Raw genomic sequence first — 23,517 nt, 5'->3', positions numbered from 1 at the left:
CTATTCGCTATAAACTCACAATGTCTGCAATGGTTCACCGGCTAAATATTCTCTGCCATGTGGCGAAAGCAGGTCTAAATCGGGGCCGATGGGAACAATCTGCGTCGGGTTGATTCCGGTATGGCTAAAATAATAGTGCCGCTTAATATGATAAAAGTCGGTCGTTTCCTGGACTCCCGGAGTCTGATATAACTCTCTCAGATAACCGGACAAATGCTTATAATCCGCAATCCGCTTCTTATTACACTTGAAATGTCCGACATAGACAGCATCGAACCGGATCAGTGTCGTAAACAATCGCCAGTCCGCTTCTGTTAATTGATTTCCGACCAGATAACGGCTTCCGGCCAGATGTGTCTCGATCTTATCCAGTGTCTCAAATAACGACTCATAAGCTTCTTCATAGGCATCCTGACTGGTTGCAAATCCACAACGATAGACACCATTATTCACATTCGGGTAAATACATGAATTCCATTGTTCTATCGCAGCCTGTAAAGATTCAGGGTAGAAATCCAGTGAATTCCCGGTGATATGATCGAATGCATGATTGAACATCCGGATGATTTCAGAAGACTCATTACTGACAATCGTACTGGTCTGCTTATCCCAGAGAACAGGAACAGTCACTCTACCGGTATAATCAGATTTCGCCCGGGTATAAATCTGATGTAAACGCCGATAGCCGAACAAAGGTTCGGGAATACCAAATGTCCATCCTTCAGACATCATATCAGGGCAGACAATGGTCACATCAATATGTTCGCTCAGTCCTTTCAGTTCACGAAAAATCAATGTACGGTGCGCCCACGGACAAGCAAGAGAAACATAGAGATGATAGCGACCGGATTCGGGTTGAAACACTGCATCAGGCCGGTGTTCTATCCAGTGACGAAACCCGGCATCTTCACGGATAAAACGCCCTTGCTGACTTTTTGTATCATACCAAACATCATGCCATATACCTTCAATCAGCTTTCCCATCCGGTTTCCCCTCACTCTCTGTCACCATCTGAATGAATTATAGGGAAAGCCAGCCTCATTCAACATTCATTATCTCTGGCTTTCATATTCAAATTATTCGAATAAAAACCATGCAATACATTTCATTATAAAAATAAATCATTATAAATATGCAATAAATGGTCAAATAACATTATTAATACTAATGGATTATCCATGCATAACGAGGATATAAGATAATATTTTTCATAGAATCAAACCCCAAAATATAATATAAAATTACAAACAAAAAAGTGAAAAATAATAATTTAAATATAATTTAAACCTTACCAAAAACATATAATTCAATTGAAAGACAACTGAAAAAATAGCATTATTATTGTATAGAAACACTTAAAAAAACACCGTTATCACAGATTAAAACAGGCTTAAAACCACCGACAGAAAAACATGTAATTAATTGATATTTATATATAAAAAATAATAACAATCTTATCATGAAATTCGTGATCATCCGGGTAAGATCAGGTAAAATAGAGGCTGAAAAATACACAGGAGATATGACAGTGAATATGATATGGTTAACCGGAGATGCCGTTGTTGATTTAATTCCTGACGGAGAATCTCATTATTTAAAATGTCCGGGAGGAGCACCAGCAAATGTTGCAGTTGCAATATCTCGGCTTGGTGGGAAAAGTGCTTTCTTCGGTCGGGTTGGTTTTGATCCGATGGGTAAATTTATGCGCCAAACTCTTAGTGAAGAATCCGTCAATACCGAACATCTGTATCTTGATAAAGCACAACGAACTTCGACTGTCGTTGTTGATTTAGATGATCACGGGGAACGCAGTTTTACTTTTATGGTAAAACCCAGTGCTGACCAATTCTTAACCACTGCCGATATTCCACAGTTTCACCAGAATGAGTGGTTACACGTTTGTTCAATTGCTCTGGCAAATGAGCCCAGCAGAAGTTCGACAATTGCAGCAATTCAGCAGATCAAACAAGCCGGAGGCTCTTTCAGTTTTGATCCGAACCTGCGGGAAGAAGTCTGGCTGAATCCTGAAGAAATGATCCCAACGGTTATGCAAGTTGTCCGTCTGGCTGATGTTGTCAAATTTTCAGAAGAAGAACTCACTTTACTGACCGGGACAGAAACAATTGAAGAAGGTATTCAGGCTCTGGCCGGGTTTTCGATTCCTTTAGTGGTGATCACACTCGGTGCAGAAGGCACTCTGATCGTCACTCAGGGAGAAAAAATCAAAGTTCCGAGCCGTTCGGTTAATGTCGTTGATACCACAGGTGCCGGTGATGCATTTGTCGGTGGCATGCTCTGCCGTCTATCTGAATTTGAACAGTGGAAAAACCGGGAAACCATTATTGATGCTGTAACCTGGGGAAATTGCTGTGGTGGTCTGGCAACAACCCAGAAAGGCGCAATGACTGCCTTGCCGGCCCGTGATGATTTACTCAGACTCATTGGTTAATGTATTCCTGACTGATAAAACGGGTGAAGCAGACACTTCACCCGATGATAACAAGATATCAATCAATCTCTTATGAACGATAAGGAGCCAATGGTGCCTGAAGTTCATAAACCTGTACATTCACTGCGGTATCTTTAACAGAAAGTCGTGTGGCTGATTCAGGGGTAAAGACCCGGGCAGTCATCACGGCTTCTCCATGGTTGATAAAGATCTCAAGTGAAGAATTATCTGCCAGAATTTGTAAAGAGACATTCCCGGAAGATAATTCAACTTCCCGGACTGTATCGCCTTCTTCAATCTGTGTATTGGAACGATCAAGCAATAAACGGTGTTTGATTGGATCAAGGTAAATTTCAACGTAGTAGTGCTCATCTTCGAACAGACGCAGCCGGCTACCCCATTCCATATCTACAAAAAGCTCAAAAGTTTTAGTTGCCAGATCAGTTGAACCATTATCCAGTTGAATTTCGCGTAACTCACCTCTCAACGAAGCTAATTCCTGTAATGGACGCTGTACTATTCGTCCATCAACGAGTTCAAGTTCACGCAATGCTGTCAACTGATGGATCCATCCGGAACGGCAAGTCGGATGTTTCAGCTCATCAGGTAATCCCATCCAGCCACACATCACCCGACGGCCATCTTGTGTTTCCATACTTTGTGGTGCGTAAAAATCAAAACCATAATCCAGCACCTGAAGTTTTGAAATTGAGAGTTCATCCTGATCGTTGAATGATACCTGAGCAATCCGATTCTGATGCGGCACCGTGTTAAACTCACTTTCAGACTTGATTCCCTGAGGAGCAAACACAAAGCAGTACTGTTGGTTCAAAGCAAAAATATCCGGACACTCCCACATATATCCGAAATCGCCGAGTTCATGCCCGTACAGATTGTCAAATTGCCAATGGTGCAGATCCTCAGAATGGTAAGCCGCTAAACGGCCTTGCATTGCTGTCGTCTGTGTCCCGAGGAACATAATCCACTTACCATTTCTGCGGATAATTTTCGGGTCTCGTGTATGTTCAGTGACACCCGGTGGCAGTTCCCGAATCAGAGGCCCAATCTTATGCAGTTGTCCTCCGTCAGTGGAAATAGCGGCACACTGCATCGTCTGTCGGTGACGTTCTTCGCCCAACCTGACATTACCGGTATAGAAAACCATCAGTTCATTATCCAGACTCACGGCATGGCCTGAATAAACCCCATGACTGTCAAACCAGTCCGATGGTGTCAGAGCAACATCATCCCATTTCCAGTTGACTAAATCGTCACTCAACATATGCACCCAATACTTATCGGTATGTGCACAACCAATCGGTGACCACTGATAAAACAGATGATACTGACCATTGTGGAAGATGAAACCGTTCGGATCGTTGATTAACCCCCGGGGCGGAGCAATATGCCAGGAGGGACGATAATGACAGGAAACCGGCTGTGCCAGGTCAGTCAACTGAGCTCTCTGATGTGCTTCGATTTCTCTTCCCAGACGAAACAAAGCATCTTCAGTCACAGTTTCATCACGTGAACAGGTGAGATGCCATTCATCTAATACTTTTTCCAGAACGACTTCAGAAGGCAGAGCCCTGACCACATCCGTATCTCGGACAGCAAATGAAACATTACCTTCAGGCAACAGGACTCGGTAGATATTACTGGCTCCGCCAGCCAGCTCTATGAGGTCTTCTATGCACATTTATGGATAATCCTATATTTTCGGGAACGTTCTCAAAATATAGATTTATCCGAAAAATGCAAGAGAACGCCACAAATTGGTCATACCAAAGTCATATTATGTGAACATTGGCACAACCTCATAGCCAAGTGATCTCAGGATGAAAAATTCAGAGTTCCATGAGATCATCTGGACACACAATCAACATGTCTCACGTTTAATATTCTGGAATGTCAGAACAACTTTACTCATTTCTTTGCCATGCCCTTCAATTCGGTCTAAAAGCATCTTTGCTGCATTTTCTCCTGCTTTATCAAAGGCATAGTTAAATGTTGAGAGTGCCGGATTACTGATATAAGCCAGTTCATCATTACCGACGCCCAGTACTTTTACCTGTTCCCCGACCAGAATTCCCATTTCCCGCATGGCTTTAATGGCTCCGACGGCAATTCTGTCCGTGGCGCAAAACAGCCCGTCGGTATCCGGATATTTCTGTAAAAATTCACGCGCCAGCCGGTAACCGGATTCGATCGAAAAGTCACCATGAGCATGAAAAATAACCTGCTGCTGGTTCATCTGCAAAGACTTCTCCAGCCCCTGAGAACGCAGTTCATCAACAGCCAGGTCATCACTCTGTACACCGATAAACCCAATCTGTTTACATTCCCGCTCAAGCAAACGCCGTCCAGCTTCAAAACCGACCCGGAAATCATCATGAATGATACTGGGAATATCATATAAAGAGCCATCCTGCCCCACCAGCACCACCGGAACTGATGACTGCTGAATGGCTTGGATCAAAGGCATATCCAGATGGGTCGCATAAAACACAATCCCTTCAACCCGTTTCTGGTTAAAGATCTGAATATACTCAAGTTCTTTACTATGGTTCTGGTGCGTATTTGCCAGCAATACATGTTTGCCGGCAGGTTCAAAAATCGCCGTTAAACCATCAACCCCCTGCGCTGTTGCATGAGATGAAACCCGGGGAACGATGACACCAATTAAGTTAGTTTTCTGAGATTTTAGATCTTTTGCAACCTGGTTCACCACATAACCGCATTGAGATACAGCTTCTAACACTTTGATTTTTGTAGCTTCTTTAACACCATATTCATTATTGATGACTCGTGAGACTGTTGATTTTGAAACACCAGCCAATCTTGCGACATCATGTAAACTCGCCATCCTGTGTACCTCATTCCTTTGGAATTAATTGCAATATACCTGGGTTACTTCAAAAGAGCCGGGGATAAAATGCTGCATTCAAGAATAACAACGTGATTTTAACCTTGTTTTCATCATAATTCGTCGTTCTATTAGCGATCTGACTCACATAATAGCCCACATCGTTTTGACCATTTCTTAATTATTGACAAAAATCCAAATTGCAAACGTTCCCAAAAACATAAAAATCAGTGTTTACGCAAACATGATCCAGTAACAGAATCGGAGTAAGTTATGGACTATCCAGTCATCGCGAAACAGCTGCTAGAGCATCTGGGTGGAAAAGAAAACATTCAGGCATTGGCACACTGTGCAACCCGTTTAAGATTAGCACTCAAAGACGAATCAGTGATTAATGAAGATGCGATTAGTGAACTAGAAGGTGTAAAAGGCCAGTTCAAAGTCGCCGGACAATATCAAATCATTTTCGGTTCAGGAATTGTGAACAAAGTCTACGCCGCAATGTCTGAAGCGACAGGAATGGCAGAGATGTCGACCAATGATGTTGCACAGGCCGGAGCACAAAAGCAGAACATCGTTCAGCGTGCAGTAAAAGGTCTGTCTGACATTTTCGTACCAATCATTCCGGCTATCGTTGCCGGTGGTCTGTTGATGGGGCTGTTTAATGTCCTGACGGCTAAAGGCCTGTTCATTGATGGTCAGTCACTGATTGAAGCGAATCCGGGACTGGCTGACCTTGCCAGCATGATCAATACCTTTGCGAATGCACCTTTCGTTTATCTTCCCGTTTTACTGGCATTCTCAGCAACAAGAAAATTTGGTGGTAACCCATTCTTGGGCGCAGCTCTGGGGATGTTAATGGTTCACCCGGACTTGTTGAATGGCTGGGGATTCGGTAGTGCCTCTGTTCATGGGACAGTTCCAACATGGAACATCTTTGGCTTCGAAATTCAGAAAGTTGGTTATCAGGGATCAGTCCTGCCGGTACTTGTCAGTGCGTTCATTCTGGCTAAAGTTGAAAACGGCCTGCGAAGCATTATTCCTTCAGTATTGGATAACCTGCTAACCCCAATGCTGGCTATTTTCATCACTGGCTTCCTGACTTTTACTCTGGTCGGTCCGTTTACACGGGATCTCGGCTTCCTGCTTGGTGATGGACTGAACTGGTTATATGACTCAGCTGGCTTTATCGGTGGCGCTATCTTCGGTTTCATTTACGCACCATTCGTGATTACCGGAATGCATCACAGCTTTATTGCGATTGAGACTCAGCTTCTGGCCGATGTTGCAGTAACCGGCGGTACATTCATCTTCCCGATTGCAGCAATGTCTAACGTGGCTCAGGGCGCAGCATCTCTTGCTGTCGGTATGATGACCAAAGATCAAAAACTGAAAGGGATTGCTGTACCATCAGGTATCACTGCTCTGTTGGGAATTACAGAACCAGCAATGTTCGGGGTTAACCTGAAAATGCGCTACCCATTTATCGCAGCGATCACTGGTGCAGCAATATCCAGTGCTTTCATCACCCTGTTCCATGTCAAAGCACATGCACTCGGTGCAGCCGGTTTACCAGGGATTATTTCCATCAATCCGGCGAAACTCAGCTATTATGTTATCGGGATGGTAATTTCCTTCGCTGTCGCCTTTGGATTAACCTATGCTCTAGGTGTGAGAGAAAAAGCGAGACAACAAGCCAACGCTTCCGCCTAACCCCCAACTCTCACAACTTATACCCCTGCCCATCTGATGATGGGCTTTTTTATTTCCTCAGCAAACAGACGTACGTATCACAGCGCTGTATCATCAACTGATGTGAAACTAATATACACATCTCTCCCCGTTGCTAATTCCTCGACATGATAAGGCCATTGATAATGCCCGATAATACTGCTGGTTAACTTCAGTCCCAGTCCGAATCCCAGACTCTCATCGGTTTCTCCGATCGCACTACAGTTTCTGATTTTCACCGTATGCCCTAACTGAACAATTTCAATCCGGCCATGGTAAGTATGCTGAAATGCATTTCGGATCAGGTTTCCCAATACGATCCGGACCATTCCCGATGGCAATTGGTAACTTCCGGGTTCAGTTTCTATCAGGATATCAATCTCTTTATCACGAACCAGATAATCCAGTTCACACCGAATCTGATTGACCAGTTTTCCCAGATCTACAGATTCAGTCGACAAATTGTCAAACTCCCCGCGATTCAGCCAGAGCAACGTTTCACATAATTCGGTCATCGTCATACCAGCTCTGAGAATACGATCCAATACTTCCTGCTGTTTTTCTTCCGTCCCTTCTTTCTCGATGAGGCGTTTCATCAATTGACTGTTACTTCTGACGACAGAAATCGGCGTTCTCAGTTCATGGCTGGCATGAGACAAAAACTGTTTTTCCCGGTCCAGCGTCGTCTGTACGGACTGTAAGCTTGAACGAATGATTTCAGCCAGTTTATTTAACTCGTTATAATAAAAATCAGGGGCAGAACGATTCAGGTTACCGGAAGAGAGCTCTTTGGCCCAGTCAATCAAACGTTCAACCGGAATCGCGATCCTGTGCAGTAAAATCACCATGATCAACGCAAATAAAGCAATGGCGATAACGGCATAGATCATGATTCGCAGATAATAATGCAGATCCGATGTGTCTTCCGGAAGCGGCGGGACAATATCGGTAAACACCCAGGAAATATAGAAAGTTCCCTGAGGAGCACCGTCATAGCGCAATGCAAAAGCAGCCACATCCGGAATATCGAACCAGCTATCCCGTTCAATATATTTACCAAACGCCAGATGAGTCTGTAACTTCGGGATATATTCTCTCACCAGTTCCGGTGTATCTTCCCAGTGTTGGGCAATAGAAAATCCCATCAGGTTATCCGGTTGTGTGCCTGATTCAGCGATTTCCCGCCCCATTTGAACCATACTGTAGCGCATTGCCAGATCAGCACCCTGAACAAAGAAGTTTGCAGCCAGCGTAGAAAAAACCACAACCACCAGAGTCCCTACGGAGATCACTGCAAATAAAAAGTATATTTTCAGACTACGACGAATTTGCATGTCAACATTCCGGTTATTTGATAGCAAAACCAAAGCTGGGGATGGTATGAATCAGAGGTTTTAAGCCTTCTTTATTCACTTGTTTACGCAGATTAAAGATATGGACTTTCAGACTGTTGCTATCGGGCTGCTCACTTCCCCAGACCGTCTGAATGATTTTTTCCCGGGAAACGGTCGATGGAGACTCGCGCATCAGCACTTCCAGAATTTTAGTGGCTATCGGAGAAAGCTTGAGAAGTTCTCCTGCCCGGCGAACCTCTCTGCCGGTTAAGTCAAACTCCAGATCTTCAACCACAAGTTTAGAAATCTGACCGCTTTTCCTTTTCGACAGAACTTTAACCCGGGCAATTAATTCTTCCATCTCAAACGGTTTTACCAGATAGTCATCCGCACCTTTCGAAAATCCCCGCAGTTTATCATCCAGCGTGTCTTTCGCCGTTAGCATGAGAACCGGAACCTCGATCCCTTGAGAACGGACCCGTTCACAAACAATCAGCCCCTCAATCTTAGGCAGGTTCAAATCCAGAACAATAACATCATAGGTGTTACTGGTAATGAGGTTGTAACCGATTTGACCATCTGCTGCATAGTCCGCTTCAATATCTTCAAGCGCCATGTAGTCAATAATTGCAGTCGCCAAATCCAAATCATCTTCGACGAGTAATACCTTCAGCATCTGAAACTCTGATAACCTCTTCTGTTATATCCGCTATTCTGCCTGACATCATACCCAAGTAAAGCATTCGGCGTGTCATCAGAACACTTGAGTATATACCCATGCGCAATGTAATAGAATTTTGGTTAAGAATCGGTTAACTGCAGCGGAACTTTCACATCTTCCGGAGAAAATCAGGACACGGTCACATCTGAGTACCGGACACAATGACAATATAAATAGCCAGGGTCTTTAAGCAGCTCCGCTCAGCCGCCGAGATCGTAAGGTTCGGACAAAAGGAATACCCTGACTATCATGAGCAACGTCAGCTTCAACGCCATAGACATCCCAAATCAACTCGGGCGTCAATACCACTTGCGGAGCTCCCTGAGCAACAATCTGTCCCTGTTTCAGAACCAGCAGGTTATCTGCATACTGAGCCGCAAGATTCAAATCGTGCAAAACCATCAGAGTCACCCATTGCTGTTTGACTGTCCGTTCTGCCAGATGATCCAGTAAAACATGCTGGAAATGGAGATCAAGAGCGCTGACAGGCTCATCCAGCATTAAAATTTCCGGATGACGCATTAATGCCTGTGCAAACAGAATCATCTGACATTGACCACCGCTCAGAGTCCGGACATCCCGATTTGCCAAATGCAACAAGCCTATTTGTTTCAGAGCAGACAGCGCTTCTTCCAGCATCCGGTTATCTACCCGGAAACTCAATGCATCCAGCCGACCCAGTAATACAACCTCAATCACCGTCAGACTAACATCCAGACGAATATCCTGTGGCATGTAGCCAAACAGCTGACGCCAGGAGGATATTTTCTGAGGCTGGAGCTGTTTATCACCAAAAGTGATCGCTCCGGACTGTGGGCGGATATCGCCAAACAGGGTTTTGAGCAATGTACTTTTGCCGGTGCCATTCGGACCAATAATGATATTCACCTTCCCCGGCTGAAGGGTGAAACTCATCTGATCGGCCAGAGTTAACCCATCAATATTCAGATTTAAGCTGGTTACATTCAACATCATGAACGCCTTTTGCCGATAATGAGCCAGAAAAAGAACGGAACACCGATGATTGCCGTCACAATACCGATCGGAAACAATGCTCCGGGAACAATGACTTTAGAAAGTACGGATGCGCTGGACAGCAAAAAAGCCCCGATCAGGAAAGATAACGGCAGGAAAAAACGCTGATCTTCCCCAACCAGAATCCGGGCAATATTCGGTGCCACAATCCCGACAAACCCGATGATCCCGACAAAGCTGGTCGCCGTTGCCGTCATCACAGCCACAATGAACAGCGTTTTCAAACGTAAGCGGGCAACATTCACACCTAAACTTTTCGCCCGTTCTTCCCCCAGCCGCAGTGCGGTAAGTTTCCACGAGTCGCCCAACAGTACCAGTAAGCAGCCGATGGTAACTACGGCAGTAATCATCAGGTTCATCCAGGTAGCTTTTGACAGGCTACCGAATAACCAGAACAGAATCTGCTGACTCAGCTCTGGTGAAGAAATGAACTGAACCAGTGACAACAACGATTGAAACAGGAAAAGTAATGCTATCCCGGCCAGAATTAACTGCCCGGAAGTGATATGACGCATCATTGCCAGTGCAAAGAGAAAACAGGCAGAAAGCATGCAGCAGATAAAAGCTCCCAAAGGTACGGCGATATACGCCTCTAATCCCAGAGAACCCATATAGAGCATGAAAGCCGCGCCAAATCCTGCCGCAGCAGCCATGCCTAAAGTGTAGGGACTCGCCATCGGATTATTCAGCAATGTTTGCATTTCCGCACCGCCAATGCCCAGAGAACCACCAACAATGATTGCCATTAATGCAATCGGTAACCTCAGATTGGTGACAATAACCTGTGTCATCGGATCAACCGATACAGAAAAACCCAGCCACTGTAGCAGCGCATTACTGACCCGTGAAACATCCAGCATCGATGGGCCGGTAACGATATCCAGAATAAATGAAACCGTCAGGACAGCAAAAATTCCCCCGATGACCGACCAACGCCTTTTCTCACTGGCTCTCTGTTTCGCGACCGCTTCAAGCATCAGATCTGCTTGCATGTTTTAACTCCGCTGACAATATGGCCTCGATGAGGCCACAACTTCTATCATGATTCGGTAATACGGACAGCAAATGTTCCTTCAGGAACGACCGGCAGATAAGTCCGGTAAAAGTTAAGATAGGCTTTCTCCGGATCCAAATCACTGAACAGCGAAGGATAAAGCGCTTTTGCCAGATACTGAATCATACTGGCGTCAAGAATAGAGCGGGACGCTCCCTGATAAATGCCATAGACACGCTGTTCTTGCACTGCCGGAAGTGCAGACCATCCCGGACGCTGGGTATAACCTTTCAGACGCTCAACAGCGGTATGCCGGTCAACACCCTGTCCCATCAGAATGGCACCATTATTTTTCCCGGATTCCGTCCCGGAAAGGAAAATGACTTCAGGACGTGATGCCAGAACCTGCTCCGGATTAATCGGTCCCCACCATTCAACAAATGGTGCCGCAATATTGTCACCACCGGCAGCCGTAATCATGGCTCCCCACATATTCTTACCGTAGGTAAAGCTGTATTCCTGTGGTCCTTTGTTACCAAATTCAATATAAGCACGGGGTTTCGCCAGATTTGCGGTTTTCAGTCGCTGCTGAATCAGTTCAATCGCCTGACGGTATTCATCGGCAATCTTTCCCGCCCGGGCAACCTGTCCGGTCAGTTCACCGATAATCCGGGTACTTGCCAGATGGCGTTCCAGTGTCTGAGCATTGTAGTCAACCACAACAACCGGAATACCGGCATCTTCAATCCGGGTAATGTCCGAACCCAGTCCTTTATATTGCCAGTCAGCCAGTAACAGTAGATCAGGATGTAGACTTAATACCTTCTCAACCGAGAAAGTCTGTGCTTCAACCTCACCAACATCAGGAATATCAGCTAAAGCCGGATTATTCTGTGTGTAAATATCCCAACTGGCAGGACGCCAGACTTTCCATGTGTCACGGGAAAGCCCAACCACATGATCAAATGCTTTTTCTCCACCGATTGCCATGTAATCTTCAGCATAGAAACCGAGAACGACCCGCTTAGCCGGAACATCCACTTCAATTTTTCTATTCAGGACATCTTCAATTGTTTTTACCTGAGCCTGGGACAACAGTGGAAAAACTGCGACAACAGCATAAATGAACAAACGCTTTAAATTCATAAGGTTTCTCTCAAAATAGTCATATCAACAACGGCTTTTTACAGCAAAGTAATCCCATATCCGTGGTCAGAAATGGTTACCGGGCAATCTTCTTCTAACCGCACGACATCAAATGATGTTCCGCTTTATCAGTAGCATCAAAGAACAGACGGCCGCATTATATACAAATAAATATGAGAGTCATTCTTATTTTCAAATTATTGTTACATCTGTCAGTCTGCGACAGTTGATATAACATTCATCCAGTGTTAAAAATCGCTAACGACTGAATTGCAATCATGGCCGACAGCCTCTAAAGGATTTTCAGATATGACCAGTTCTCTTCAATCTTCGGTTCCGATTGTGTTAACAATTGCGGGCAGTGATAGTAGTGGCGGTGCCGGAATTCAGGCCGATATCAAAACAATTTCAGCCACCGGCAGCTATGCCTGCTCGGTCATCACCGCATCCACGGCACAAAATACGCAAGGTGTGCTGGACGTTTTTCCATTACCGGCCAGACATGTAAGTCAGCAGTTGGATGCTGTATTTGCAGATTTAAATATTGTTGCCGTAAAAATTGGCATGTTGGCTAATGCAGAAATTCTGGAAGTGGTGATGAAGAAACTTCAGGCCGTCCGGCCCCGTCATGTGGTGATTGATCCGGTATTACTGTCAACCAGTGGTAAACCGCTACTGAGCAGTGAGGCATTCGGACCATTGCAGAAAGAGTTGCTCCCGATGGCTGACCTGATCACACCGAACCTTCCTGAAGCAGCGGCACTGCTCGGCTACCCGACAGCAAAGCTGTCGGAGAGTGAACCAAAGTGGCATGTTCCTGAAATAATCGATGATCTGCGTTTACTCGGTTTACCCGCAATTTTACTCAAAGGCGGACACTCCGATGATCCCAACCACAGTCAGGACTGGCTGATTACGGGGTCATCGACACAATTGTTTACGGCTCCCCGGATTCATGCGAAGAATACCCACGGCACAGGTTGTACGCTCTCTTCCGCCATCGCATCTTACCTGGCCCGGGGATATTCACTTTCTTCAGCAATCAGAGAAGCCAAGAGCTACATATCCGGTGCAATTCTCCATGCTGACAAACTGCTTGTGGGTCAGGGAAAAGGGCCGCTGCATCATTTTTACCGCTAGGTTTTTACCACTAACCACTCAACCGATATAAACTGAAATCGGCATATTGGTCTGTTTTTCTATTGATTTCAGACGAGACAACAATGCCGCACTAATCGCATTACCGGCTGTTAACATCAAATTGCCATTTGGCAGATAGAGATCCCGTTTGATAATCATACCCGGTTTGATTTCACTCAGACCAATACACAGTTCGATACCTTCTTCAATTCCTCCGGGCTGTTTAAGCATTGAGAGATAGACATCAACAACCTGTGGATCATATAACTCACCGGCCTGTTGTTTCAGATATCCCTGTGCACTTCTCGTCGTCATCCTTTTCGGGTTATAAGGAGACGCGACATAAAAATCATAGTCTTTGACCACTTTAATCACCCGAGCTCCGATTGGGATTTCCTGAGCCCGCAGATGATCCGGCCGCCCCAGACCATTATAAAATTCATCCTGATGACGAATAATCTCGACCAGTGGTTCAAATCGTTTGATTCGTTCAACAATGGTTGCTCCGACCACAGAGTTTGCGCTGGGTGAAATAGGAACCTGACTTTCTGGATCAACTTTGGTCATTTCGATCTCAGAATCCCGTGCACCAATCAAACCAATCTGGTGCATCAGCCCACATAGATAAATATGTCCGACTTCTGCTTCAGGTAGTTTCAAACGTTGGGCAACAGATTTAGCCTGATTCGCAATTCGCTCGGCGTGGTCAGCCGGAAATCCGGTCCGGTGCTGGATAATTGCTGTGACCATTCCCAGAATATCTCTGAATGTTTTATTCCGGCTTTTCAGTAACATTTCCAGCCGGGCGTTGGAAGCACTCAGTTCTTTGGTTCGTTCCTGAACCTGTAATTCCAGCTGATGATTGAAATCCGACAGCTTCTGATTGGACTCTTCCAATGCATCATTCATCGTTTCAAGCTGTTGATTACGCTCCTCCAGCTCCTGTGACAAACGTTCTCTTTCTTTAGTCAGGCGGAAAAACTCAGCAGACTTAGCAATAATCAGTTTTAAATTTTCATTATCCCAGGGTTTGCTGATATAGGTGTGAATACCTCCGGAATTGACAGCTCTGACCGTCGACTGAATATCACTATATCCGGTCAGTAAGATACGAATAGCATCAGGGGAAATTTCTTTCGCATGAGCCAAAAACTCGGCACCATCCATCTCCGGCATCCGCATATCGGAGATAATAATAGACACCTCATTCTCTTTCAGGTATTCCAATGCTTCCCGGCCATCATTAAAGCTGACAACGTCATAATCAAGGCGAAGAACCCGATTGAGAGCTTTCAGAATGTCGTTTTCATCATCTAATAAAAGTAGTGTCAGTCTGTCAGATTCTGTGGCATTACTTTCCATGATTATCGCCCTCCACTTTCGTTAGCACTGAGAGAACAATGTAGCTCTTGTTCAGATAAGGTCGGACCGACAAAGTACCCCTGAATCACTGAACACCCAATTTGTCGGAGTAAGTCTGCCTGTGCGGCTGTTTCCACCCATTCGGCAACGACACTGATCTGGAAAATACGGGCACTTTTCAAAATAGACTCCAGCACCACTTCTGCGGCTTTATTTTCCCCGATAGCCCGGACAAAACGTCCATCGATTTTCAGAATGTCAAATGGCAACTCAAACAGGTATTCATATCCTGCATAACCCGTACCAAAATCATCCAGAGCACAAGCCACGCCCAACGATTTTAACCGCATTAGTTCCTGATTTGCCTGCCCGAAATTTTCAATCAGATCCTGTTCCGTCACTTCAACCGTCAAGTGGGAAAGCATTGATTCATCCATCTGTTCACACTGGGTTAGCATCGTATAGAAGCGTCCGTCACATATTAGTCTACCCGGAACATTGATGCTGATACGTGTGGCTCCCAACAACTCAGAGTTTGCCCGGAAGCACTGAATCACAGACAAGAGAATTTTCTCTGTAAGTAATTCAATTATATTATACTTTTCAATAATTGGTAAAAAATGCGCCGGAAGCTGATATTCTCCGGAAGGTACCAACCATCTGGCAAGTGCTTCATAACCGACAATTTCATTGGCAATCATATCCTTCTGTGGCTGATAAAACGCCAGGAATTCGTCATGAAGCAACCCATACTGAATACTCAGCAATTGATAGAGGTCCGAATTTTCAGGGTCATTACAGACAACTGACGTAATACGATTGTCTCTGAGTGGAACCTGACTGGCCTGACGAGTTTCGCTGAGGAATTCCGGAGTGATCTCACCGTCTGGAAGCTCCGTCAAACACACCCGGAAGACATCAGCCATCTCATCATGACCGATCATGTGGGTAATATGTTGATTTAAAAACTCAACATGATCATAAATCTCATGATCTAACGGAAGTAATACAATGAACTTATTGCTGTGGCGGTAAACCCCATTGATATAGGAATGAACAAACAGCTGATTGGCAATATTCCGTAGCAGAAAATTCCCGGCTTCATGTCCCAATTGCTGGTTGATCTCACCCAGGTTAACGATATGAATAATTGCCATGACCGGCATACGGACATCCTGGGTAGAGAGTTGAGCAATATACTGATTGAGGTGACGCAGGTTCTTTACGCCGGTGATTACATCTTCTGCCTGACGGTTTTCGGCCTCCTGCAAACCTTGTTCTATTGTTTCCAGCAGATGATCGTAATCCCAGGGTTTTTCAATAAACCGGTAAAGCTGCCCCTCATTCAGTGCCCGGGAAATGCCTTCTAAATCCGCCTGACCAGACAAAATAATCGATATGATATGTGGGTACTGTTGCTTGATCCGAATAATCAGTTCTGCTCCGTCAACATCAGGCATTCGATAATCAGATACGACCAGTTCAATCGGATTATTCGCCAATATGTCCAAGGCTTCTGCCGCAGACTGAGCACAGTGAATGATGCGAAAATGTCCTCTGAGCTCTCTCTTCAGAGCTTTCAGTACCTGTGCCTCATCATCAACCAGCAAAATCTCACGGGCACGCATATTGCCTCCTAAGTCATACTGACTACACAAGGTAACCGAATCGTTACCTGAGTGCCTTTTCCCAACTCAGACTGAACTGAGATGAGACCATGATGGTCCTCAATAATTTCTTTTGCGACAGACAGCCCCAATCCAGCGCCACTTCCAACTTGCTTGGTGGTAAAAAACGGTTCAAAAATATGTTGCAGATGATCTTCGGGAATCCCTTTACCGTTATCTTTAATAGACAGGCGGATGTTCCGCTTTCTCGGTGTAAGCACACTCTGCTCAAACGTCAGTTGAATCTGGATTTTTCCCTCAGTACTGGTAATGGACTGAAAGGCATTCATCACCAGATGGATTAAAGCTTGTTGCAACTTATTGGATTGCCCCATAACACGCATAGGCTGTTCCGGCACCTGATAATCGATTTCGGCCCGCATTTTCAGCTCACCCAGAATCAAACTCAATGCAGAGCTGATAACATCCCGCAAATCAACCAGACCAAGTCTTGAACCGGAGATATGATTATATACATTCAGACTGGAAACGATATTCTGGATCCGGGTCAGTCCTTCCAGAGTTTCGGCAATAATATCCGAACCATCTTCCAGAAGATCCGCCACTGACGCTTTCTGTGTCTCGGATAATGTCGATACAAACCGCTTAAACTCGGTCATATAGGCACTCAATGTACCAAAGTTACTCATGACAAAACCAAGAGGATTATTGACTTCATGAGCAACACCGGCGGCCAGCTTACCTAAAGATGCGAATTTCTCCGTCTGCTCAATGTGTTCACTATTGTCATACATTATCTCGGTTGACGTGATATAAGTCAGCGCAATTTTCACCACTTCAAGGATATAAGCCAGCTTACCCAGACTCTCCTGATACCACAGGTCTGTAGACCGGGAAGTCAGCATCATCATGTATTGACGTGAATGAATACGTACAGAGACAACCAGAGCTTTGTCAGTATCCGGGAAAAAAGGCGCATAATGTTCACACCAAAAACGGGAGTGCCGGAGCTCATCGATAAGGCAAAAATCTTCACTGGTCAATATGGGGAATAAATACTCACGGATAGGACCAGTTAAGATCGGCCGGGAGCGGATAAGCCGCAGTGTACTCTGTTCATGAATTGCAAACAGATAAACTTCTGTGTCTGAAAAGCAGTTGACCATGAAATCCATGAACATATCCAGACTATCATCCTGACTCTCCGGGGCCAGCATAACCCGTAAAACATCCAGTGAAAAATTCCGTTCCGCACTCAACAAAACCTCTTCGGAAAGAAAAATCTGTTTCACCTGAATGTCATTGACTATTGACGGATGTTCCACATTCTCAGTCCTTTACTACTCAACCGGTTGCTTGCTCAACCGCTTCATCTGTTGAAGTTACTTCATCGATAGGAAGAGTAATGATGAACTCACTCCCGACACCGATTTCACTCTGAACTGCAATCGTCCCCTTATGATTGTTGATAATACCATAAGAAACAGACAGCCCCAGTCCCGTACCGGAACCCACGGCTTTCGTCGTAAAGAAAGGATCAAATATCCGGTCCCGAATCGCAGGAGGAATACCAGGACCGGTATCGCGAATCCGAATTTCAACCCGATTGTCATCAATATGATGCAAAGAGATATAAATCTTACCCTCACCTTCAATCGCCTGACTGGCATTCAGCAGAATATTCAGTAACACCTGATTGATCTGCATCGGCTGACAGTAGACATCCGGAATATCTTCGTAATTCTTTTCAACCGTAATATTGTATTTGATCTCGTTATGAATAATTTTCAATGTGGATTCTATGCCGTTAGCAAGACTGGCATATCCCCACTCTGAACCATCGATATGAGAAAAATCTTTCAAATTCTTCACAATCGACATCACCCGGGAGGAGCCTTCCAGTGACTCCTGAATCAGATCTGAAGTATCTTCCAGAATAAAATTGACCTGTTTCTGATGCAAAACTTCCTGACAATGCTCTGCCAGCGCATGATCACCCGCTTCATCGATCATCTTCTTCATCTCTTCAATGACCTGAGCCAGTCGCTGAAAGTAATCATTCAGAGTCTGGATATTTGAGGTAATAAAACCAACCGGATTATTAATCTCATGGGCAATCCCGGCAGATAGCTGACCAATGGATGCCATTTTCTCAGACTGAATCAGTTGTCCCTGAGTCTCTTCCAGTTTCTTAATCAGCGCCTTTTGCTCCTGATGTTCGATTTCCAGTTGTTGTGAAATACTCTTCAGCTGAGCTTGCTGACTTGCCTGAATCGTCACATCATAAACGCAGAGACAGACATGTTCTATTGACCCATCCTCGCTGTGAATCGGAATCACTTCCAGATTCTGGAACATCTGTGTCTCTTCACCTGATACAGGACGGGAGCTTTTAAAGGGTAAAACATGAGGCTTCTGTTCCCACGACGAAAAACTTGATGACTCAATCACCAATGCGGTATCTATCTTTCGTTTCAGATAATCGGCAGATTGCGGAAACAACTCCAGAATGTTCTGCCCATGCATGGTCTCACCCGCATAGACCGCCCGCGACTGAAAATATTCATTCGATTTTACGATCACATAGTCATTACGAATGATGCACAGTGCAAAATTGAGCTGGTCTAACAAATCTGACAGTAATAACCTACTTTTTGCCATACTGACTCCTATAGTAATTCATTCAGGCGGGCAAGCATTCTGTCTAATTCCCTATCAGCAAAACAGATAATCGTTTTCGCCGCAAACGAGTCTTTTTCAACCAGAAACGAAATTTCCATGATCAGTGAAAGCTTCCAGTCAGAAACAGGTAAAGTCTGTCTTGAGGGTTCAAATAACACCGGTGGCTGAATTTTCGTTTTGACATCGATTTGTTCGCACAAGCCTCTGAGACTGGCTCCCGATAGAATATTCGAGATATCCAGAATACTTTCTTCAACATCAATCGTATCAAAAGAGTGTCCTTTCGCCCGGTTCAGATCCTCGACAACCTGCTGACAACCTTTACGACTCATCAAAGTAATCAGCTCGCCATCCATTCCCCCAAAAAATGATTGCCGAGTATAATAATAGTCTGTCTCCAGCTCTTTTAAACGGGCTAAATCTTCATCAGTGGCTAAACGGACATTCGGAACAGAAATCGTGACATGAAGATCCAGCAAGGTGGCCAGCTTATTGGCAGCACGTCCCATGGAAATATTCATGAACTCCTGGAGTGCATCTTTATGATCAGCAGAGAAAACTGTACTCATAGCAACCCTACCCCATGCAATACATGTTTCAATTGTGCAGGATCTAACGGTTTCTGAATAAATGATGCCGCACCCAGTTGCTTGACCCGTTCCTGTGCATAAGGCTGAATATCAGCACTGATCACAATGACAACACTTTTGGCATCAATCTCATGTAAGTGCTCCAGAACCTGAAAACCATCCATTTCCGGCATTGTCAGGTCTAAAAACATCACATCTGCCAGTCCCTGAGCATAATTAACAATGGCTTCCTTTCCATTTGTGGCTTCATGAATGTTTACATCCCATTCATCAGGCAACGCTCTCATGACTGACTTACGCGACATTTTCGAATCATCAGCTATCGTTACATTTATCGCCATTGGAATCTCCCACAATCAAAAAACAATCAAAAAAGTTGTTATTGTTATGATGTTTCTAATAATAATGGTGTTAACTCTAACAACACATTGCCAACAGACTCGGGTAACCGTTCAGCTAGTTTTTCTATTTGTGCTTCTGTTTTTAATTTTTCAACGATACAGGCTAATCCGGCAATACTGCCAAAAATTACCGTCTCGTCCTGACTGAGAAAATCAATATGACTCTGACACAGAATGATATCGCCAATATCGATATCGTATCCCCACAGAATCAGCAGATAGGCGGCGACAACATGGTGGTCACAATAGCCTTCCTGTAATCCCAGAAATGTTTTTACATTTTCTAAAGTCGCGCCTTCTTCCAGAACAAGCAATGTACCGATCGAAGTTAACAGACTGGCGACAAACACTTTATCCTGATCACGACGGTTATAGTCCATCTTCTTCGCAATCAGCCTGGCAACAGAACTCACCTGCAAAGCCCGTTCAGCAACCTGCTTATGCTGGCTCGGTGAAACACGATGATGAGAAATCTGAGTCAGTAAAGAAACGGCGATCGTCTCAATCAATGTTGCCCCTAACCGGCTGACTGCTTCAGGCAGTGAATCGGTATGCCTTCTGAATCCGAAGTATGATGAATTGGCAATCTGAAATATCCGGGCAACCAGCGAAGGTTCATGGCTAATAACTTCAGCCATCAAATGCATATCACAATTCGGAGATGCGATGACAGCCTGTAATTCCTGAACCGTATTCGGTAATACCGGTAATCCGGAAAGCGCACATAATTTTTTACGGCATTCCGAATTAAACGGCATTTTATGCAGACGTTCGGCACATAAAAAAAGATGTTCGAAATCTTCCTGAGTGAAAGGCTTCGGCAAGACAAAATGCGCATAGCTATGCGCTTTCTGTGGCAACTCCTGAGTCGTATCTCCGGTTAGTAATACCCGAATCGACTCCGGCAGATAACCTTTGACTTCATCAAGCAGTTCGTCTCCACGCTTCTTTGGCATCAGCAGATCAGAAATAAAAATCGCCGGATGTTCCAGCCCGGAAGCCGCCAGATCTTCCTGCCATCTCATTGGATCATGAAGCAGAAGAAAGCGCCATTCGGGGCGCAGACGACGGACAAGACGCCCAATCGCTTTCAACATAAATTCGTCATCATCAACACATACAACTTCAAGATTTGTCATGACCCGATCCTTAATGCGCTGAATCCAAATAATGGTTAATTTCCAGGGTCAGTTGATGACACCATTGTTCAACCATGCTGAGCCTTGTGGTTTGTTCACAAATATTTTCTGCTTCGTTTAACGAATCGGTTTCAATTTTCTGAAATTCTTCGGCAAGCTCATCTGCACCAATAAAACGTGCTGATGATTTCATTCGATGGGATGTCATTCTGACATGTTGAACATCGCCTTCCGTCCAGTAAGAACGCAACTGGGAAAGAGATTCTTCCAGTGAAGTCAGGTAGCCGCTTAACATTTCTCCGACATTTTCCTCACCAACCATGTCCGCGACTCTTTCCGGCTGAAAATACTGTAAGTCCGTCATTATGACTCCCCAAAGTAGCATGAGCTGAAATCGATAAGTGATATTTACGAACGCTTTTTTCTCAATGCGTTACGTTTAGTGTAGTTGATTCTCAGAAACGCGGCGGTGAAAAAAGTGCGCCTGTTAACAGAAATCTTGATACTCCGGAAAGAGAAATAAATCTTTTGAGGCAAGTAAAAAAAACCGGTCATTCCTGAAAAAGAAACACACCCGGATTGTGATCATTGTGGAGATAATGGTCAGGTTCTCATGATGTATATACAACGATAAAGCATGTTGTAACCAGTAGTAAAAATCCCCGACAGTCACCTGCCGGGGATGAAAATTTTATCTATGTTTCTGACAATAATTATGCAGAAACAGTAGCCAGCGCATCTTTGATTGTCGCATCAATAGGCGTCGTCGGATGACCGATCAACTGGCTCAGATCTTTTGAGACGCTGAATAAATCACCAGCCGCAGCTCCGGTTTCAGAATTGCCCAACACCACAGGGAATGGTGCCGGAACACCAGCACCTTCCAGAGCCTGAACATAATCAGCTTCAGGGAGGTTCTGGTAAGTAATCGACCGTCCGGTTAATTCAGACAGATAACCGGCAAACTCAGCTAAAGTGAAGCCCTGATCGCCTGCCAGTTCATAGACTTTGCCAGCCTGTCCATCTTGTGTCAGCACAGTTGCAGCAGCTTCGGCATAGTCACGGCGCGGAGCAGAGGAAATACGGCCTTCACCGGCACACCCGATCATCACACCATGTTGCAGAATCGGAGCAATTCCCATGGTATAGTTTTCCGAATACCAGCCATTTCTCAGAATCACCGCCGGTACACCAGATTCCCGGATTGCCGCTTCTGTTGCAACATGCTCTTCTGCCAGCATCAGTGAAGAACTCTCGGCATTCAGAATACTTGTATAGGCCAGCAGTTCTACATTGGCAGATTTTGCCGCATCGATGACAGCCTGATGCTGAGCCGCCCGCTGTCCAACCTCACTGGAAGAAATCAGCAGAACTTTACTAACTCCGGAAAAAGCTTCACGTAATGATTCTGGCTTTGAGTAATCAGCGTACCGAACCTGAATGCCCAGTTCCGCCAAATCCTGAGCTTTATCCACCTGACGTACAGCTGCCACGATCTGTGCCGCTGGTACTTTTTTCAATAAGGCTTCAATCACTAAACGGCCAAGCTGACCCGTTGCTCCGGTTATTGCTAACATAACATCTCCTTTCGCTTTCACTATTCACCGCCTTAAAAGCAATTCACTGTCTCTAGGGGCTGTTGACCTTTCGTGGTTAAATGAACGACAAATTGCTGCAAAAAACATCACGAAAGGTCAACAACTCCAAGGATCATCGATACCAACAGATTAATTGCTCATAAAGCCAACTCTACGTATACTAAATCTAAAACTAACTTTTCGTAAGTACGCACAAAAAGGTAAGTATGGAAAAAATAACCCAAATAGAACAGCTCCGTGAGAAATATCAGCGCGGTAATGTCTTTATCGATAAGTGTCCATCCCGGAAAGTGCTGAATCATGTCACCAGCCGCTGGGGAGTATTAGTATTGATCGCGTTAGCTGACGGAGAACGGCACCGTTTTGGGGAATTGAGGAAGAAAATTACCGGGATCAGTGAAAAAATGCTGGCTCAGACCCTCCAGACACTTGAACGCGATGGTTTTCTGACCCGAATCGCCTATCCGGTGGTTCCGCCTCATGTCGAATACCAGTTAACACCACATGGTCACACAGTCACTCAAAAGGTTGCCGTTCTCGCTGAATGGATTGAAGACAACATTTTTGATATCCAGACGATCCAGCATCACTACGATGACTTGCAGACACAGCGTGAATGATTCCATTTCTTCATTGCATAGCAATCATTCCTCAATGACAAAAAGAAAGCGTGCCAATTGCACGCTTTCTTAGTCAGACA

21 protein-coding genes are annotated in these 23,517 nt (G+C 44.9%); 4 read left to right on the top strand and 17 right to left on the bottom strand.

Annotation, left to right across the window (positions count from 1 at the left end):
• Positions 1-15: 15 nt before the first annotated feature.
• Positions 16-984: a glutathione S-transferase family protein gene (locus OCU74_RS06330; RefSeq protein WP_087478929.1), complete on the bottom strand. Its 969-nt coding sequence runs from the start codon at positions 982-984 to the stop codon at positions 16-18.
• Between the two features lie 545 nt (positions 985-1,529).
• On the opposite strand from OCU74_RS06330, the gene OCU74_RS06325 reads away from it, so the two are divergent.
• Entirely contained in the window at positions 1,530-2,450 is a 921-nt protein-coding gene (locus OCU74_RS06325; protein ID WP_200807634.1) for an aminoimidazole riboside kinase, read from the top strand.
• Between the two features lie 70 nt (positions 2,451-2,520).
• On the opposite strand, the gene OCU74_RS06320 is transcribed toward OCU74_RS06325, so the two are convergent.
• Positions 2,521-4,149: a glycoside hydrolase family 32 protein gene (locus tag OCU74_RS06320; protein WP_087478927.1), complete on the bottom strand. Its 1,629-nt coding sequence runs from the start codon at positions 4,147-4,149 to the stop codon at positions 2,521-2,523.
• A 180-nt stretch (positions 4,150-4,329) separates the two neighbouring features.
• Positions 4,330-5,316 (bottom strand): LacI family DNA-binding transcriptional regulator, encoded by a 987-nt coding sequence (locus OCU74_RS06315; protein WP_087478926.1) that lies wholly within the window; start codon positions 5,314-5,316, stop codon positions 4,330-4,332.
• Between the two features lie 273 nt (positions 5,317-5,589).
• On the opposite strand from OCU74_RS06315, the gene OCU74_RS06310 reads away from it, so the two are divergent.
• Positions 5,590-7,029, top strand: a complete 1,440-nt coding sequence (locus tag OCU74_RS06310; RefSeq protein WP_087478925.1) for a sucrose-specific PTS transporter subunit IIBC — start codon at positions 5,590-5,592, stop codon at positions 7,027-7,029.
• Positions 7,030-7,106: 77 nt separating this feature from the next.
• Here OCU74_RS06310 and OCU74_RS06305 read toward each other — a convergent pair whose 3' ends face one another.
• The 5 genes from OCU74_RS06305 to OCU74_RS06285 all read right to left on the bottom strand — a co-directional run bounded on the left by OCU74_RS06305 (position 7,107) and on the right by OCU74_RS06285 (position 12,277).
• Positions 7,107-8,381 carry a sensor histidine kinase gene (locus OCU74_RS06305; RefSeq protein ID WP_087478924.1) on the bottom strand — a complete coding sequence of 425 codons (1,275 nt, stop codon included), beginning with the start codon at positions 8,379-8,381 and terminating at the stop codon, positions 7,107-7,109.
• Between the two features lie 13 nt (positions 8,382-8,394).
• Positions 8,395-9,057, bottom strand: a complete 663-nt coding sequence (locus OCU74_RS06300) for a response regulator transcription factor (protein WP_087478923.1) — start codon at positions 9,055-9,057, stop codon at positions 8,395-8,397.
• 231 nt (positions 9,058-9,288) lie between these two features.
• Positions 9,289-10,077, bottom strand: coding sequence for an ABC transporter ATP-binding protein (locus OCU74_RS06295; protein WP_234993505.1), 789 nt, complete (start codon positions 10,075-10,077; stop codon positions 9,289-9,291).
• The gene (locus OCU74_RS06290) at positions 10,074-11,129 is read right to left on the bottom strand and encodes a FecCD family ABC transporter permease (protein WP_087478922.1); all 1,056 of its coding nucleotides are present in this window, start codon (positions 11,127-11,129) and stop codon (positions 10,074-10,076) included. Before OCU74_RS06290 ends, OCU74_RS06295 begins: the two co-directional genes overlap by 4 nt.
• A 47-nt stretch (positions 11,130-11,176) precedes the next feature.
• Complete coding sequence (locus OCU74_RS06285; RefSeq protein ID WP_087478921.1) at positions 11,177-12,277, bottom strand: ABC transporter substrate-binding protein; 1,101 nt, start codon at positions 12,275-12,277, stop codon at positions 11,177-11,179.
• Positions 12,278-12,586: 309 nt separating this feature from the next.
• Here OCU74_RS06285 and thiD point away from each other — a divergent pair, with 309 nt between their 5' ends.
• The gene (gene thiD / locus OCU74_RS06280; RefSeq protein WP_087478920.1) at positions 12,587-13,417 is read left to right on the top strand and encodes a bifunctional hydroxymethylpyrimidine kinase/phosphomethylpyrimidine kinase; all 831 of its coding nucleotides are present in this window, start codon (positions 12,587-12,589) and stop codon (positions 13,415-13,417) included.
• A gap of 18 nt (positions 13,418-13,435) precedes the next feature.
• Here the strand turns inward: thiD and OCU74_RS06275 are convergent, their stop codons facing one another.
• From OCU74_RS06275 to OCU74_RS06235, 9 genes are all read right to left on the bottom strand, one after another.
• Entirely contained in the window at positions 13,436-14,779 is a 1,344-nt protein-coding gene (locus OCU74_RS06275) for a response regulator (RefSeq protein ID WP_087478919.1), read from the bottom strand.
• A 2-nt stretch (positions 14,780-14,781) separates the two neighbouring features.
• On the bottom strand, positions 14,782-16,407 hold the full coding sequence (locus OCU74_RS06270) for an EAL domain-containing protein (protein WP_087478918.1): 1,626 nt from the start codon (positions 16,405-16,407) through the stop codon (positions 14,782-14,784).
• An 8-nt stretch (positions 16,408-16,415) separates the two neighbouring features.
• On the bottom strand, positions 16,416-17,732 hold the full coding sequence (locus tag OCU74_RS06265) for a sensor histidine kinase (protein WP_087478917.1): 1,317 nt from the start codon (positions 17,730-17,732) through the stop codon (positions 16,416-16,418).
• Between the two features lie 19 nt (positions 17,733-17,751).
• The gene (locus tag OCU74_RS06260) at positions 17,752-19,068 is read right to left on the bottom strand and encodes an ATP-binding protein (RefSeq protein WP_087478916.1); all 1,317 of its coding nucleotides are present in this window, start codon (positions 19,066-19,068) and stop codon (positions 17,752-17,754) included.
• Between the two features lie 8 nt (positions 19,069-19,076).
• Positions 19,077-19,658: a chemotaxis protein CheC gene (locus OCU74_RS06255; RefSeq protein ID WP_087478915.1), complete on the bottom strand. Its 582-nt coding sequence runs from the start codon at positions 19,656-19,658 to the stop codon at positions 19,077-19,079.
• Positions 19,655-20,020 (bottom strand): response regulator, encoded by a 366-nt coding sequence (locus OCU74_RS06250; RefSeq protein ID WP_087478914.1) that lies wholly within the window; start codon positions 20,018-20,020, stop codon positions 19,655-19,657. Before OCU74_RS06250 ends, OCU74_RS06255 begins: the two co-directional genes overlap by 4 nt.
• Positions 20,021-20,064: 44 nt before the next feature.
• On the bottom strand, positions 20,065-21,219 hold the full coding sequence (locus tag OCU74_RS06245; RefSeq protein ID WP_087478913.1) for an HDOD domain-containing protein: 1,155 nt from the start codon (positions 21,217-21,219) through the stop codon (positions 20,065-20,067).
• Between the two features lie 10 nt (positions 21,220-21,229).
• Positions 21,230-21,583 carry an Hpt domain-containing protein gene (locus tag OCU74_RS06240; protein WP_087478912.1) on the bottom strand — a complete coding sequence of 118 codons (354 nt, stop codon included), beginning with the start codon at positions 21,581-21,583 and terminating at the stop codon, positions 21,230-21,232.
• Positions 21,584-21,932: 349 nt separating this feature from the next.
• On the bottom strand, positions 21,933-22,796 hold the full coding sequence (locus tag OCU74_RS06235) for an SDR family oxidoreductase (RefSeq protein WP_087478911.1): 864 nt from the start codon (positions 22,794-22,796) through the stop codon (positions 21,933-21,935).
• A 227-nt stretch (positions 22,797-23,023) separates the two neighbouring features.
• On the opposite strand from OCU74_RS06235, the gene OCU74_RS06230 reads away from it, so the two are divergent.
• The gene (locus OCU74_RS06230) at positions 23,024-23,437 is read left to right on the top strand and encodes a winged helix-turn-helix transcriptional regulator (protein ID WP_087478910.1); all 414 of its coding nucleotides are present in this window, start codon (positions 23,024-23,026) and stop codon (positions 23,435-23,437) included.
• Positions 23,438-23,517 lie beyond the last annotated feature (80 nt).

This window comes from Vibrio mangrovi (assembly GCF_024346955.1).
In the GTDB taxonomy this organism is placed as follows: domain Bacteria; phylum Pseudomonadota; class Gammaproteobacteria; order Enterobacterales; family Vibrionaceae; genus Vibrio; species Vibrio mangrovi.
The sequence above is the reverse complement of the archived record's forward strand: the minus strand, read 5'-3'. Positions and strand labels throughout refer to the sequence as shown.

Bases quoted from the DNA above. Each gene is read 5' to 3' on its own strand.
- OCU74_RS06315 (WP_087478926.1), bottom strand. From the start codon at position 5,316: ATGGCGAGTTTACATGATGTCGCAAGATTGGCTGGTGTTTCAAAATCA.
- OCU74_RS06240 (WP_087478912.1), bottom strand. From the start codon at position 21,583: ATGACGGACTTACAGTATTTTCAGCCGGAAAGAGTCGCGGACATGGTT.
- OCU74_RS06330 (WP_087478929.1), bottom strand. From the start codon at position 984: ATGGGAAAGCTGATTGAAGGTATATGGCATGATGTTTGGTATGATACA.
- OCU74_RS06295 (WP_234993505.1), bottom strand. From the start codon at position 10,077: ATGATGTTGAATGTAACCAGCTTAAATCTGAATATTGATGGGTTAACT.
- OCU74_RS06250 (WP_087478914.1), bottom strand. From the start codon at position 20,020: ATGGCGATAAATGTAACGATAGCTGATGATTCGAAAATGTCGCGTAAG.
- OCU74_RS06310 (WP_087478925.1), top strand. From the start codon at position 5,590: ATGGACTATCCAGTCATCGCGAAACAGCTGCTAGAGCATCTGGGTGGA.
- OCU74_RS06275 (WP_087478919.1), bottom strand. From the start codon at position 14,779: ATGGAAAGTAATGCCACAGAATCTGACAGACTGACACTACTTTTATTA.
- OCU74_RS06245 (WP_087478913.1), bottom strand. From the start codon at position 21,219: ATGACAAATCTTGAAGTTGTATGTGTTGATGATGACGAATTTATGTTG.
- OCU74_RS06230 (WP_087478910.1), top strand. From the start codon at position 23,024: ATGGAAAAAATAACCCAAATAGAACAGCTCCGTGAGAAATATCAGCGC.
- OCU74_RS06235 (WP_087478911.1), bottom strand. From the start codon at position 22,796: ATGTTAGCAATAACCGGAGCAACGGGTCAGCTTGGCCGTTTAGTGATT.
- OCU74_RS06290 (WP_087478922.1), bottom strand. From the start codon at position 11,129: ATGCAAGCAGATCTGATGCTTGAAGCGGTCGCGAAACAGAGAGCCAGT.
- OCU74_RS06260 (WP_087478916.1), bottom strand. From the start codon at position 19,068: ATGGCAAAAAGTAGGTTATTACTGTCAGATTTGTTAGACCAGCTCAAT.
- OCU74_RS06285 (WP_087478921.1), bottom strand. From the start codon at position 12,277: ATGAATTTAAAGCGTTTGTTCATTTATGCTGTTGTCGCAGTTTTTCCA.
- OCU74_RS06305 (WP_087478924.1), bottom strand. From the start codon at position 8,381: ATGCAAATTCGTCGTAGTCTGAAAATATACTTTTTATTTGCAGTGATC.
- thiD (WP_087478920.1), top strand. From the start codon at position 12,587: ATGACCAGTTCTCTTCAATCTTCGGTTCCGATTGTGTTAACAATTGCG.
- OCU74_RS06300 (WP_087478923.1), bottom strand. From the start codon at position 9,057: ATGCTGAAGGTATTACTCGTCGAAGATGATTTGGATTTGGCGACTGCA.
- OCU74_RS06320 (WP_087478927.1), bottom strand. From the start codon at position 4,149: ATGTGCATAGAAGACCTCATAGAGCTGGCTGGCGGAGCCAGTAATATC.
- OCU74_RS06255 (WP_087478915.1), bottom strand. From the start codon at position 19,658: ATGAGTACAGTTTTCTCTGCTGATCATAAAGATGCACTCCAGGAGTTC.
- OCU74_RS06270 (WP_087478918.1), bottom strand. From the start codon at position 16,407: ATGCGTGCCCGTGAGATTTTGCTGGTTGATGATGAGGCACAGGTACTG.